We start from the raw sequence: 12162 nt of genomic DNA, 5'->3' as shown, positions 1-12162 counted from the left end.
GACACTCGAGCGATCGACATGAATGATCGAGACGCGAATTCCATGACCGCTGCAGCACTGGGTGAGATGAGCGACCGGCAGGCATCCTCCCTTGACGATGCAATGCCGGAAGCCCGCGCGACCGAAGTTCCCACGCTGACCAAGGCCGAGCTTGCCGAGATGCTGTTCGACCAGGTGGGCCTGAACAAGCGTGAGTCGAAGGACATGGTCGAGGCCTTCTTCGATGTCATCCGCGAAGCGCTGGAGCAGGGCGACAGCGTCAAGCTTTCCGGCTTCGGCAACTTCCAGTTGCGCGACAAGCCGCAACGCCCCGGCCGCAATCCCAAGACCGGCGAAGTCATCCCGATCACCGCGCGCCGCGTGGTGACGTTCCACGCCAGCCAGAAGCTCAAGGGCCTGGTCGAAGAACGCGCCGGCATCGTCGGCTGACGCGTCACCCGAACGGCGGATTGCTTCCCGAGGCCGGCATCGGTATTCTTCTGGGCGCGCGCGCGACGCGCGCCAACCTCCTGGCCGGCATGGCCTGACGCTCGTCTACACACTGCATGTCGGACAAACCCAGCGACCGCATCGCGTTGCCGCCGATCCCGGCCAAGCGCTACTTCACCATCGGTGAGGTGAGCGAGCTTTGCGCCGTCAAGCCGCACGTGCTGCGCTACTGGGAGCAGGAGTTCACGCAGCTCAAGCCGGTCAAGCGTCGCGGCAATCGCCGCTACTACCAGCACCATGAAGTCCTGCTGATCCGCCGCATCCGCGAACTGCTCTACGAGCAGGGCTTCACCATCAACGGCGCGCGCAACCGCCTCGACGAAGGCCGTCATCACAGCGCGGCCACGGCAACGCAGGAATCGATGGAAGCCGGCGTGGAAAAAGCGCCGGCATTGTCGGTCGACATCGCCGGCCTGCGCAATGCGCTGGTCGACGTGCAGCACCTGCTGGCGCAGCTGCGCGAGATCGCGAAGCACGGATAATTTCCACGTCGGGACCTAGTCATACGAGAAATGCTTCTGTTATAATCTTTTGCTTCGGGGCGTAGCGCAGCCTGGTAGCGTACCTGCATGGGGTGCAGGTGGTCGGAGGTTCAAATCCTCTCGCCCCGACCAGACAAGAAACCCGCTTGGTAAATCGCCAAGCGGGTTTTTTTATTTCCATGCCCCGGTGGCGAGCGCGTGATACTTCGTGCCTGGAACGAGCGTAGTCACCGCGTGAGCGCAGCCATGGACGTTTTTCGATTCCGCCCGTTGCACCTATAGTGGTGGCACAGTGGACTTCATTGCGACGGAGGCTGTAATGAGCGACAAGGGCAACGGGATCGCCGGCACCACATGCATCGCACTGGCAGTAGCCGGCCTGGCGCTGACCGCATCGCTGGTGCTTGCTTATTACGCGACGCGTGCGCGGGTGGAGGGGCTGCGCGCCAGCGGTGGCTGACGCGCAGCGGACGGTTCAGCCTTTGATATCGCGAGGATCGTTGCCGAAGCTGTTGCGCATCCGGATGCGCCCGTCGCGGCCGTGGACGAGCAGTTCTGCCTGGAGTTGCCGGGCTTTCTCGGTCCCCGCGGCGATCGCGTCTTCTTGCGTCGCGTAAAGTTGGCGCCCGCCCGCGCCATCTTCGGATTCAATGGCCCAGCCGTTGTCGAGCGGCACGACGTGGATATTCTTGGTCGGCATGGCGCACCTCCGTGGTGGAAGATGCCCCAGTCTCCACGCTGCTTTCTGCGGCCGGTATCGGTGGGCGTCTGACAGCGCCGGTGCCTTTTGCGGCGCAGCCTGCGTGCAGCGGCGCTGGCCATGTGATCCCTCGGGCCGGAAATCAGAAAAGGCGCCGGGATACCTGGGTGCTCCGGGCATGGCAACAACGGCGATGCGCCTAGACTGCGCTCGCTGTACTCACCGGCCCGCCCGCACTCCGCCGCGGCGGGCTGTTTTTTTGTGCGGCGCTATCGGAGCAGCCGTTGCCACCGCATGTCATGCCCGCGCACGAGCGCGGCAAGCGTCGCCGCGCTGGCCAGTTCGAACTCGCTGAACTGGAAGGCGGGGGCCACGGTGCAGCCGACCAACGCAAAGTCCTCGGGGCTGCCGGCGTCGACGCGTTCGGCGGCAAACCACTGACCGCCCGGCACCAGCGCCTGGAAGGCCGCGCCGGCATGCCGCAGCGGGTCGCCCAGGCGCTGGGTGACGATGGAACCGTCGACGATGCGGTGCACGTCCAGCGGGGATCCGGCGTGGTAGTGCCACAGTTCGTCGGAGCGGATGCGGTGCCAGGCGGAATAGTCGCTGCCGCAAAGCATGTAGTGGATCGCGGTGCAGGCCTCGCGCGTGCGTCCGTCCTGGCATGCGACGCGTTCCTCGCTGCGATAGGTTTCGCGGTAGTAGCCGCCTTCCGGATGCGGCCGCAGGTCGAGTGCGTGGATCAGCTGGCGGGCGGTCGGGCTCGGGTCGGGCATGGGGGCATGGCGCGCGGCGCATCGGTGGAATCGGAAGGCCTAGCTTAAAGCAGGGCGAAACGCGCAAGGGCCGGGCCGACGAGCGCCGGGCGGCTCACCGGATAGCGGTAGCGCATGCCTTGCGCCTCGAACGACAGGAAGTCCGGCGTCCAGCGCAGCGACTGCAACTGGCGCGGCTCGATGCCGTCGACCAGGATGGCGCCGGCGTTCACACAGACGCTGCCGCAGCGCAGCCGCACGGATTCGGTGTCGTCGCCGAAGTAATGGGCCTCAAGCAGGATGGAATCGGACTGGTACAAGGGCATGACAGTGTCCCGATACTGTATGGATGTACAGTATAGCCGCGGCATGCGGTTCGGTCATCCTCCCGATTCTCAATTTCGGGGGGGCGGCGCGGCGGTATGTGGTCGCTGCCTGGTATAACCTGAAACCGGTGACAGCCCTCACGACGCTGTCTTGCCGCGACCGCCGGGTCGCTACAGGAGATGCCATGGCTGGGAGCGGAAGCAAAGCGTGCTGGTTCGGCCTGGGCGTGCTGCTTGGCGCGGCCGCCGGCGGCGCGCTGGCGTGGTCGGCACGCGCGGCCCCCGGCCGGCGTGAACCGCGCCAGGCCGATGCGCCACTGCTGCCCGCCGATGTCACGGCGGACCAGGTGCTCACCGATGCCGCCACCGACGTGGTCGAGTACCGCGGCTTCGTCATCCACGTGTTCTGCCATGCGCTCGGCATGGGGCGCTTCAAGGCGCTTTGCGATATCTGGGAATCAGGCGCGGTAGTGCTGGAAGGCGGGGCACCGCCTACCACCCATGCCACACCGGACGAGGCCCGCTCCGCGGCGATTGCGTGGGCGCAGCAATGGGTGCAGCGCAATGGCTGAAGCGCGGGGCCATGCCGGCCGAGCGGCGCATTCGGCGGCAAATCGACCCGCTCGCGCGCGGCAGGCCTGATAATCGCGTCCGTGCCGGCGCTCGGTCGGCACGATCCTCCAGGAGAATTCATGTTTGTTTGTGGGAACCAGGCTTGCGGCGCCAGCTGGGAGCCGGACGAGGTGCAGATCCGCGATGAGGGGCAGGGACTGGTGTTCCGCTGCCCGCAGTGTGGCGCGCGCAACCATGTCGTGGCGCGCACGGCGAAGGATGGCAGCACGACCTTTCGCCAGGTACCCGCCAGCGCCGCGCAACAGGCACCGGCGAAGCGGCCCGCCGGAACGCAGCCAAAGGCGCCGGCCAAGGTACCGCGCAAGGCAACGGCCCAGGGCCGCGCCAAGCCCGCATCGCGCTGACCGGCAGCGGCGGCTGGCCATGTTACCCCACCTGTGTGGGGTCAAATTCACATCGTTGGCGGCTTAAGCTAGTTTAGGCAGGACCGTTAAACACAACATGGACTTTGCCGACCTCCCCAACGACCCCGCTTCCAATGCCGAGCGCATGGGCTGGGCCAACGCTTCGCCCGAAGTTATCGCGAAGGTGTTGAACTCGGCGCTGGCGGCGCAGGACCTGTCCGGGTTTGCCGCGCTGCTGTCGGACATCGCGCGCGACCGTGGCCTGAAGGGCGAGCGCGCGGCGCACCAGTCGATCTACGACATGCCGTACGCCAGCCTGTTGCCGCGGCAGAAGCACCTGCTGTCCGATGCCTTCGAGCTGCTGATCCTGCTCGGGCTCGAGCTGCGTGCGCGCAGCGCCGACGCCGACGCGGAACTCGGCGCTGACACCGACGCTGACACCGACGAGTAAGCCGCCAGGCATTCCGGCGCGCGGCTAGCTTCGCTCCAGCATGCCGATCTCGCGCACCGCGACTGACAGCATCGACAGTCCCGCCGCGCCCGAGGCGCGCTGGTCCGCCAGCATGCGCGTGAAGCGTTCGAGCGCGCCGTGGCGGCTGGCGCGCCAGGCGTCGATCATCGCGTCCGGCGAGGCCTGGTCGCCCGCCTGCGACAGCACGCTGACCGTCAGCGCGCGCTTGAGCCGTCCCAGGTCTTCCAGCGTGGTGGTGCGCGCCAGCAGGTCCCAATGCGTGTCCGATGGCAGCGCCAGCGCGCGTTCGCGCAGCCAGCTGAAGCTCAGGTGGCTGTCCAGCGCGAAATAGACTCCGGCGACCAGGTCCAGGCTGCGCTCGCATGCCGCGGCCACTTCGGCGATGTCGAGCGCGGCGGCGGAAATCTCGCTGCCGGCCACGCGCGCGGCGAGCGTCTCTCCCACGCCAGCCTCGGTCAGCGCGCGCGTATGCTCCACCAATGCCGCGGCATCTGCCTGCGGCAATAGTTGCGGCAAGCGGGGCGCCAGCCACTGTGCCGCCTGTGCAAAACGCGCCAGGTCTTCGGCGGCACTGCTGCCGCTGCGCAGATAGCGGATGAACCACAGGCACGCGCGCTCGAGCAGCAGCGCCACCGAGCCGAACATGCGCGCCTGTTCGGCGTCGGCCACGCGATTGTCGAGCGCGTCGATCTCTTGCCACAGCGCGGTCAGCCCGAACACGTCGCGCGCGATCAGGCAGGCGCGCACGATATCGGCGGGGCGCGCATCGGTTTCTTCCATGATCCGGTGCACGAAGGTGGCGCCGATGCGGTTGACCAGCATATTGGTCAGGTGCGTCGACAGGATCTCGCGGCGCAGCGGATGGCGCTGCATGGCCTCGCCATAGCGCTGGCGCAGCGGCACCGGAAAGTAATCGGCCAGCAGGCCGGCAACCAGTGCGTCTTCCGGCAAGTCTGAGCCCAGCAGTTCGTCGTACAGCCACATCTTGCTGTAGGCGAGCAGCACCGCGCGCTCGGGCGAGGTCAGCCCTTCGCCGGCCAGCTTGCGCTCGGCAATGTCCTCGTCCGACGGCAGGAATTCCAGCGCGCGGTTCAGCCGCCCGGCGCGTTCCAGCCAGCGCACCAGGCGCGCCTCGCCGTCGAGCAGCGCGCCGCTGCTGCGGCCCGCCACCGACAGTGCCTGGGTCTGGTAGTAGTTGTCCTGCAGCACCAGCAGGCCGACTTCGTCGGTCATCTCGGCCAGCAGCTTGTTGCGTTGTTTCTCGGTCATCTCGCCGTCGGCGACCACCAGTCCCAGCAGGATCTTGATGTTGACCTCATGGTCGGAGCAATCGACGCCGGCCGAGTTGTCGATGGCATCGGTGTTGATGCGGCCGCCCTTGCGCGCAAACTCGATGCGGCCCAGTTGCGTGAAGCCGAGGTTGCCGCCTTCGCCGACCACCTTGCAGCGCAGGTCGTTGCCATTGACGCGTACCGCGTCGTTGGTGCGGTCGCCGGCCTGCAAATGCGTTTCCTGGCTCGACTTGACGTAGGTGCCGATGCCGCCGTTGTAGAGCAGGTCCACCGGCGCCATCAGGATGGCATGGATCAGCTCGGCAGGCGACAGTGCGCTCGCGGTGATGCCGAGCACCGCCTGCACCTGCGGCGACAACGGGATGGTCTTGGCGGTGCGCGGATAGATACCGCCACCCGCGGAAATCAGCGTGGCGTCGTAGTCGGCCCAGCTCGAGCGCGGCAGCCCGAACAGCCGTGCGCGTTCCTGCAGGCTGCGCGCCGGATCCGGGTCGGGATCGAGGAAGACATGGCGGTGGTCGAACGCGGCCACCAGCCGGATATGCGGCGACAGCAGCATGCCGTTGCCGAACACGTCGCCCGACATGTCGCCGATGCCGGTCACGGTGAAGTCGGTGGACTGGATGTCGACGCCCATCTCGCGGAAATGCCGCTTGACCGATTCCCAGGCGCCGCGCGCGGTAATGCCCATCTTTTTGTGGTCATAGCCGACCGAGCCGCCGGAGGCAAAGGCATCGCCCAGCCAGAAGCCGTACTCGCCCGAGATCGCATTGGCGAAGTCCGAGAACGTGGCCGTGCCCTTGTCCGCGGCCACCACCAGGTAGGGGTCGTTGTCGTCGTGGCGCACCACGTCGGGCGGCGGCACCAGCTCGCCGCCGACGAGGTTGTCGGTCAGGTCCAGCAGCCCGCGCAGGAAGGTCTGGTAGCAGGCGATGCCTTCGCGCAGGAAGGCGTCGCGGTCGGCGGGCGGCGGCGGGCGCTTGACCACGAAGCCGCCCTTGGAGCCGACCGGCACGATCACCGTGTTCTTGACCATCTGCGCCTTCATCAGGCCCAGCACTTCGGTGCGGAAGTCCTCGCGCCGATCCGACCAGCGCAGGCCGCCGCGCGCCACGCGTCCGCCGCGCAGGTGCACCCCTTCCACGCGCGGCGAGTAGACCCAGATCTCGAACATCGGGCGCGGCTCGGGCAAGCCCGGTACCAGGGCCGGATTGAACTTGAACGACAGGTAAGGACGCGGCTGGCCGTCCTCGCCACGGTGGAAATAGTTGGTGCGCACGGTGGCGTTGATCACGCCAAGAAAGAGCCGCAGGATGCGGTCTTCGTCGAGGTTGGGCACCTTGTCCAGCGCCGTGCCGATGTCGGCCAGCAGCTTGTCGCAGCGCGCCTGGCGCGCGGTGTCGGCGGCGACCTGGCTGAAGGTGTCGAAGCGCGCCACGAACAGCGCCACCAGCATCGCGGCAATGCCGGCGTTGCCGGTCAGTGCGCGTTCGATATAGGCGTCGCTGAAGGTGGAGCCCACCTGGCGCAGGTAGCGCGCGTAGGCGCGCAGGATGGTGACGTCGCGCGCGGCCAGCTCGGCGCGCAGCACCAGGCGGTTGAGGTCGTCGTTCTCGATCTCGCCGTGCCATGCGCGCGCGAAGGCATCCTCGAACAGCGCCTTGACGCGCGCGATGTCGAACTCCGCGGCGTTGCTGCCGTCGGCGATTTCGAGCCCGAAGTCGTGCACCCATAGCGGTGCGCCGCTGTCGGGTTCGATCAGATAGGGGCGCTCTTCATCGACGCGCACGCCCAGGTGCTCGAGCATCGGCAGGCTCAGCGACAGCGCGATCGGTTCGCCGGCGCGGTACACCTTGAAGCGGAACGCTCCCGGCGCGGCTTCGATCGGCCGGTACAGGTTCATCGCCATGCCGTTGCCGCGCCGCGCATGCTCCATCAGCTCGATATCGCGCACCGCGGTGCGCGCCGGATAGTCTTCGCGATAGCCGGCGGGGAACGAGCCGCCATAGCGCTGCAGCAGCCGGTTGCCGTGCTCTTCGCCGTGGCTTTCGTGCAGCGCTTCGGCGAGGTCGTCCTGCCAGCGGCGGCTGGCATGCACGATACGCGCTTCCAGCTCCTGCGTGTCGACCTTGGGCATGGTGCCGGGCTCGCCGCGCACGGTCAGCTGGATGCGCGCCAGCGGCGATTCCGACAGCAGCGGCGTGAACTCGCAGCTGGTGCCGTGGAAGGCCGCGGTCAGCAGCTTCTGGATCTTCTGGCGCAGGTCGGTGTTGTACTTGTCGCGCGGCACGAACACCAGGCACGAGACAAAGCGGTCGAAGCGGTCGCGCCGCACGAACAGCCGCGTGCGCTGGTGTTCCTGCAGCCGCAGGATGCCGGTGGTGATGTCGAACAGCTCGTCCTCGGTCGCCTGGAACAGTTCGTCGCGCGGATATTGCTCCAGGATCGTGACCAGCGACTTGTACAGGTGACCCTTGGCCAGGAACCCTGCGCGCGCCAGGATGTTGGCGCACTTGCGCCGCACCAGCGGAATGTCGGCGATCGGCGCCATGTACGCGGTCGAGGTGTAGAGACCGACGAAGCGCCGCTCGCCGAACAGCTGGCCGTTTTCGTCGAGCAGCTTGACGCCGACGTAGTCGAGATAGCCGGGCCGGTGCACGGTGGCGCGCGAATTGGCCTTGGTCAGGAAGATCGGCGAGCTGCCTTCGATGATCGCGGTGGCCGCCGCGGGCAGCGGGGTCAGGTCTTCGGCGTCGGGCTCGCGCAGGCTTTCGCGCAGGATGCCGGCGCCGGAGCCGGCCACGCCGCGCAGGAAGTAGCGCCCGTCACGCGCCACCAGCTGGTAGTCGCGCTGTCCCAGAAATGAAAAATGGTCGTCCATCATCCATTCCAGGAAGGCGCGCGCCTCGACGCTTTCCGGCGCGGCCGCGTCCGGCGCCTGTGCCATCGCGCCGATGGTGGCGCGCGTGATGTCGCACATCTTGGCCCAGTCTTCCACCGCGGCGCGCACGTCGACCAGCACTTGCGAGATGCCGCTGCGCAGGGTGTCCAGGCGCGACGACTCGCCGCTGCGGTCGATCTCGAAATGGATGAACGACTCCAGGCGCGAGCTGTCGCCAGCCTCGCCAGCGCCGGCAGGGGCGATCCGCTCGATGCCGGTGCCGGCGCGCCAGACCCGGAACACCGGATGGATGGCCGAATGCAGCGCCAGGCCCTGGCGGTTGATCTCCATGGTCACGGAGTCGACCAGGAACGGCATGTCGTCGTTGACGATCTCGACCACGGTGTGGTCGGAGTGCCAGCCGTGCTCCTCCAGGTTGGGGTTGTAGACGCGGATGCGGGCGCTGCCCGGGGTGAACTTCTGCGCCGTCTGCCAGTGCGCCATCACGGCGCCGTACAGGTCGGCCACTTCGCGCTGCAGCAGGTCCTCGGCGTCGGCCTGGTCGTAGTAATGCAGCAGGAAGGGTTCGACCACGCTGAACATTGCCGCGGGCAACCGTCCGCGCGCGAAGTTGGCCAGCTCGTCCAGCAGGTGCGCGACCTTGTCTTCGTTCTCCTGCGGCATGTTCCCCTCCTCGCGGTGTCGATGGGCCGCCGGGGCATGTGCCGGGGCATGCTCATACTTTAGGAAAAATCCGGATGCCCGGCGCAACAAAGTGGCGGGTACCGAGCGCTGCAAAGGAAGGGAGGCCAGCCGGGTCCCGGCGGCATTGCGCGGGACCGGCCTGGCGGGGGATCAGCAGATCAGAAGCGCGCGGCGAGGCCGGGGCTGGCGGCGGGGCGATGTGCGACCGGCGGCAGGCCGGGGCAAGGCAGCGGCTGCGGGTGCCGTTCCTGGCGAGGGGTGTCCGCAACCGCCCTGGCCTGGCGCGAGGTGTGGCCGTCCAGCGTGGCTTTCATCCGCTCCAGCAGGCTGCCCAGCGCGGCACGTTCCTGCGAATTGAACGCCGCCACCGAGACGCTGTGCATTGCGCTTAAAGCCTGCGCGGTACGTTGCACTCGCGCGGTGGCGCCTTCGGCGATGCGGGGCGCCAGCGTCGCGGTGTATTCGATCCAGCCGTCGCGGCGCAGTTCATCGAGCAGGGTCTCCGATTGCGCCGGGTCGAGCGGCATCGGACCTGCCAGCGGCAAGCCGCGCCTGAAGGCACCCTGGCGGATGGCCCGCAGCAACAGCCACTGCGGATAGTTAAGGCCCGAGGCGCGCAGGGTCTGGTCCAACGCACCTTGCCAGGCGGTGACTGCGTCAATCAGGGCAAGAACAACCGGCTCGCTGGGTTCGAGGGGTCTTGGCTGCATGAATGGCGTCTCCTGTTGTGGTTTGCCGCCACCGCAATGCACAGGCACCCGCAAGGGGCGCAAGGGGCCGGAGCATGGCCGGCCCGGGCGGCACGGCCGCCGCAGCCTCTGGGGCGGGCTGGGTCGACCGAACGGCGAGACTAACAGAATCTTTTGCCGGATTTATGACACTGCGGGAATGTCCTGAGCCGGTACCGCGGCCTAGTGCCGGCTGCGGCGCGCGGCCCTCGCTCAATTATGAAAAAAGCGACTTGGATGAATTACTTTAAATCATCGCTGGAATAGACGTGGCTGGCTACACTGCCTGCCGGAGACCCCGCAATGAGCCACTAGGCCAGCACGGGGCGAACGGCGCAGGCACGGGCCGGCCGTCGGACCGGAGATCAAGATGTACAAGGAACGCATTCGCCTGGCCAGGCTGCAGGACAAGGTAGTCTCGGCCGACCAAGCCGCCGCGCTGATCCGCGACGGCATGACGGTAGGCATGAGCGGATTCACGCGCGCGGGCGATTGCAAGGAAGTGCCGTTCGCACTGGCGCGGCGCGCGGCCACCGAGCCGCTGCGCATCACCCTGATGACCGGCGCCTCGCTCGGCAACGACATCGACCGGGTGCTGGCGGAGGCCGACGTGATCGCGCGCCGGCTGCCGTTCCAGTCCGATGCCACGCTGCGCCGCAAGATCAATGCGGGCGAAGTTATGTTCATCGACCAGCATCTGTCCGAGACCGTCGAGCAGTTGCGCTCGGGCCAGATCGCCCCGGTGGACGTGGCGGTGGTGGAAGCGGTGGCGATTACCGAGCAGGGCGGCATCGTCCCCAGCACCTCGGTGGGCAACTCGGCCAGCTTTGCCATGCTGGCGCGCAAGGTGATCGTCGAGATCAACCTGAACATGCCGCTGGAGCTGGAAGGGCTGCATGACATCTATTTCCCGGTGCAGCGTCCGTACCGCCAGCCGATCCCGTTGATCGCGCCGGCGCAGCGCATCGGCCTGCCGTATATCCCGATCGATCCCGAGAGGATCGCGGCCATTGTCATCACCGCCAAGGATGACAGCCCCTCCAACGCGCTGCCGCCGGACGCCGACACCAGCCAGATCGCCGGCCATCTCAATGAATTCCTGCTGCGCGAAGTCCGCGCCGGGCGGCTGTCGCCGTCGCTGCAGCCGCTGCAGGCCGGCATCGGCACCATTGCCAACGCGGTGTTGCACGGGATGGTCGATTCGCCGTTCCGCGACCTGCAGATGTATTCCGAAGTGCTGCAGGACAGCACCATCGAGCTGCTCGATGCGGGGCGCCTGGCCTTCGCCTCGGCCTCGTCGGTGACGCTGACGCGCGAGGTCTACCAGCGCTTCCTGTCCAACCTGGAGCGCTACCGTTCGCGTCTGCTGCTGCGGCCGCAGGAAATCAGCAACCATCCGGAGATCCTGCGCCGGCTGGGTCTGATCACCATCAACACGGCGCTCGAGTGCGATATCTACGGCAATGTCAACTCGACCCATGTGGGCGGCACGCACATGATGAACGGCATCGGCGGCTCGGGTGACTTTGCCCGCAATGCGCACCTGTCGGTGTTCGTGACCAAGTCGGTGGCCAAGGGTGGCGACATCTCCAGCATCGTGCCGATGGTGGCGCACGTCGACCATACCGAGCACGACGTCGACGTCATCGTCACCGAGCACGGCCTGGCCGACCTGCGCGGCCTGGCCCCACGCGAGCGCGCGCTTACCGTCATCGCCAACTGCGCCGATCCGCAATACCGCGACTTGCTGGGCGATTATTTCCGCCGCGCCTGCGCGCACGGCGGCCAGACGCCGCACCTGGTGGAAGAGGCGCTGTCCTGGCATGTTGCCTTCCGCGACCGCGGCACCATGCAGCCGGCGCGGCCGGCAACCGCGCTGGCCGCCTGAGGCCCGGCCATCCCGAAAACAAGACAGCCCGCGCAGGCGGGCTGTGTGACCGGGTGAGGGCGCGTTACTGCGCCTTGGTGCCCTGGCTGGCGGGCGCCTTGGCGCCGTCGGTATAAGGATCGGCCTTGCCGGCCTTGGCGCCGTCGGTGTACGGATCGAACTTGCCTGCCTTGGCGCCATCGGTGTTCGGATCGAACTTCTTGCCCGAGCTGGTCAGCTCCGACTTGGTCGATTGTTTGGCACCGTCGGTGTACGGGTCGAACTTGCCGGACTTGGCCGCGCTCTGGTTCGGGCCGGCTTTCTTGGCATGGCTGCCGCTGTAGAGATCGCCGCCTTCGGTGTAGTTCTTCTGCGCATAGGCCTGGGTCGCGCCGAGTGCGGCCAGTGCAGCAACGATCAGGGTCGGAACGGACTTCTTCAGCATTTTGTTAACCTCGCGAATGACGGTCGCGCAGCGCCTGCGCGAA

At 67.3% G+C, this 12162-nt stretch carries 13 protein-coding genes and 1 tRNA gene; 8 read left to right on the top strand and 6 right to left on the bottom strand.

Features of this window, described 5'->3' with window-relative positions:
* Positions 1-18 precede the first annotated feature (18 nt).
* From A3AG_RS0118180 to A3AG_RS34030, 4 genes are all read left to right on the top strand, one after another.
* Positions 19-429, top strand: a complete 411-nt coding sequence (locus tag A3AG_RS0118180) for an integration host factor subunit alpha (RefSeq protein ID WP_026164287.1) — start codon at positions 19-21, stop codon at positions 427-429.
* Positions 430-545: 116 nt separating this feature from the next.
* Positions 546-971 carry a MerR family transcriptional regulator gene (locus tag A3AG_RS0118175; RefSeq protein WP_018006802.1) on the top strand — a complete coding sequence of 142 codons (426 nt, stop codon included), beginning with the start codon at positions 546-548 and terminating at the stop codon, positions 969-971.
* Between the two features lie 55 nt (positions 972-1026).
* Positions 1027-1103 (top strand) — tRNA-Pro (locus A3AG_RS0118170).
* Positions 1104-1290: 187 nt separating this feature from the next.
* Positions 1291-1431: a hypothetical protein gene (locus tag A3AG_RS34030; protein WP_018006801.1), complete on the top strand. Its 141-nt coding sequence runs from the start codon at positions 1291-1293 to the stop codon at positions 1429-1431.
* 15 nt (positions 1432-1446) lie between these two features.
* Here A3AG_RS34030 and A3AG_RS0118160 read toward each other — a convergent pair whose 3' ends face one another.
* From A3AG_RS0118160 to A3AG_RS0118150, 3 genes are all read right to left on the bottom strand, one after another.
* A complete protein-coding gene (locus A3AG_RS0118160) occupies positions 1447-1671 on the bottom strand; it encodes a DUF2188 domain-containing protein (protein ID WP_018006800.1) in 225 nt (74 codons plus the stop codon).
* A 269-nt stretch (positions 1672-1940) separates the two neighbouring features.
* Positions 1941-2447: a cupin domain-containing protein gene (locus A3AG_RS0118155; RefSeq protein ID WP_018006799.1), complete on the bottom strand. Its 507-nt coding sequence runs from the start codon at positions 2445-2447 to the stop codon at positions 1941-1943.
* A 44-nt stretch (positions 2448-2491) separates the two neighbouring features.
* Complete coding sequence (locus A3AG_RS0118150) at positions 2492-2752, bottom strand: hypothetical protein (RefSeq protein ID WP_026164286.1); 261 nt, start codon at positions 2750-2752, stop codon at positions 2492-2494.
* Positions 2753-2937: 185 nt separating this feature from the next.
* On the opposite strand from A3AG_RS0118150, the gene A3AG_RS0118145 reads away from it, so the two are divergent.
* From A3AG_RS0118145 to A3AG_RS0118135, 3 genes are all read left to right on the top strand, one after another.
* The gene (locus tag A3AG_RS0118145) at positions 2938-3324 is read left to right on the top strand and encodes a hypothetical protein (protein WP_018006798.1); all 387 of its coding nucleotides are present in this window, start codon (positions 2938-2940) and stop codon (positions 3322-3324) included.
* A 120-nt stretch (positions 3325-3444) separates the two neighbouring features.
* Positions 3445-3729, top strand: coding sequence for a hypothetical protein (locus A3AG_RS0118140; protein ID WP_018006797.1), 285 nt, complete (start codon positions 3445-3447; stop codon positions 3727-3729).
* A 97-nt stretch (positions 3730-3826) separates the two neighbouring features.
* Positions 3827-4180, top strand: a complete 354-nt coding sequence (locus A3AG_RS0118135) for a hypothetical protein (RefSeq protein ID WP_018006796.1) — start codon at positions 3827-3829, stop codon at positions 4178-4180.
* Between the two features lie 24 nt (positions 4181-4204).
* Here the strand turns inward: A3AG_RS0118135 and A3AG_RS0118130 are convergent, their stop codons facing one another.
* Both A3AG_RS0118130 and A3AG_RS0118125 read right to left on the bottom strand, forming a co-directional pair.
* Positions 4205-9058: an NAD-glutamate dehydrogenase gene (locus A3AG_RS0118130; RefSeq protein WP_018006795.1), complete on the bottom strand. Its 4854-nt coding sequence runs from the start codon at positions 9056-9058 to the stop codon at positions 4205-4207.
* 179 nt (positions 9059-9237) lie between these two features.
* Complete coding sequence (locus A3AG_RS0118125; protein ID WP_240619883.1) at positions 9238-9711, bottom strand: MarR family transcriptional regulator; 474 nt, start codon at positions 9709-9711, stop codon at positions 9238-9240.
* 466 nt (positions 9712-10177) lie between these two features.
* Between A3AG_RS0118125 and A3AG_RS0118120 the strand changes: the two genes are divergently transcribed.
* Complete coding sequence (locus tag A3AG_RS0118120; protein ID WP_018006793.1) at positions 10178-11695, top strand: acetyl-CoA hydrolase/transferase family protein; 1518 nt, start codon at positions 10178-10180, stop codon at positions 11693-11695.
* A gap of 64 nt (positions 11696-11759) precedes the next feature.
* On the opposite strand, the gene A3AG_RS0118115 is transcribed toward A3AG_RS0118120, so the two are convergent.
* Entirely contained in the window at positions 11760-12119 is a 360-nt protein-coding gene (locus A3AG_RS0118115; protein ID WP_018006792.1) for a hypothetical protein, read from the bottom strand.
* Positions 12120-12162 lie beyond the last annotated feature (43 nt).

Source organism: Cupriavidus neocaledonicus (assembly GCF_000372525.1).
In the GTDB taxonomy this organism is placed as follows: Bacteria; Pseudomonadota; Gammaproteobacteria; order Burkholderiales; family Burkholderiaceae; genus Cupriavidus; species Cupriavidus neocaledonicus.
This window is presented reverse-complemented; position numbering and strand designations above follow the sequence as displayed.

Bases quoted from the DNA above. Each gene is read 5' to 3' on its own strand.
- A3AG_RS0118150 (WP_026164286.1), bottom strand. From the start codon at position 2,752: ATGCCCTTGTACCAGTCCGATTCCATCCTGCTTGAGGCCCATTACTTC.
- A3AG_RS0118155 (WP_018006799.1), bottom strand. From the start codon at position 2,447: ATGCCCGACCCGAGCCCGACCGCCCGCCAGCTGATCCACGCACTCGAC.
- A3AG_RS0118135 (WP_018006796.1), top strand. From the start codon at position 3,827: ATGGACTTTGCCGACCTCCCCAACGACCCCGCTTCCAATGCCGAGCGC.
- A3AG_RS0118180 (WP_026164287.1), top strand. From the start codon at position 19: ATGAATGATCGAGACGCGAATTCCATGACCGCTGCAGCACTGGGTGAG.
- A3AG_RS0118120 (WP_018006793.1), top strand. From the start codon at position 10,178: ATGTACAAGGAACGCATTCGCCTGGCCAGGCTGCAGGACAAGGTAGTC.
- A3AG_RS0118115 (WP_018006792.1), bottom strand. From the start codon at position 12,119: ATGCTGAAGAAGTCCGTTCCGACCCTGATCGTTGCTGCACTGGCCGCA.
- A3AG_RS0118175 (WP_018006802.1), top strand. From the start codon at position 546: ATGTCGGACAAACCCAGCGACCGCATCGCGTTGCCGCCGATCCCGGCC.
- A3AG_RS0118140 (WP_018006797.1), top strand. From the start codon at position 3,445: ATGTTTGTTTGTGGGAACCAGGCTTGCGGCGCCAGCTGGGAGCCGGAC.
- A3AG_RS0118145 (WP_018006798.1), top strand. From the start codon at position 2,938: ATGGCTGGGAGCGGAAGCAAAGCGTGCTGGTTCGGCCTGGGCGTGCTG.
- A3AG_RS0118130 (WP_018006795.1), bottom strand. From the start codon at position 9,058: ATGCCGCAGGAGAACGAAGACAAGGTCGCGCACCTGCTGGACGAGCTG.
- A3AG_RS0118160 (WP_018006800.1), bottom strand. From the start codon at position 1,671: ATGCCGACCAAGAATATCCACGTCGTGCCGCTCGACAACGGCTGGGCC.
- A3AG_RS34030 (WP_018006801.1), top strand. From the start codon at position 1,291: ATGAGCGACAAGGGCAACGGGATCGCCGGCACCACATGCATCGCACTG.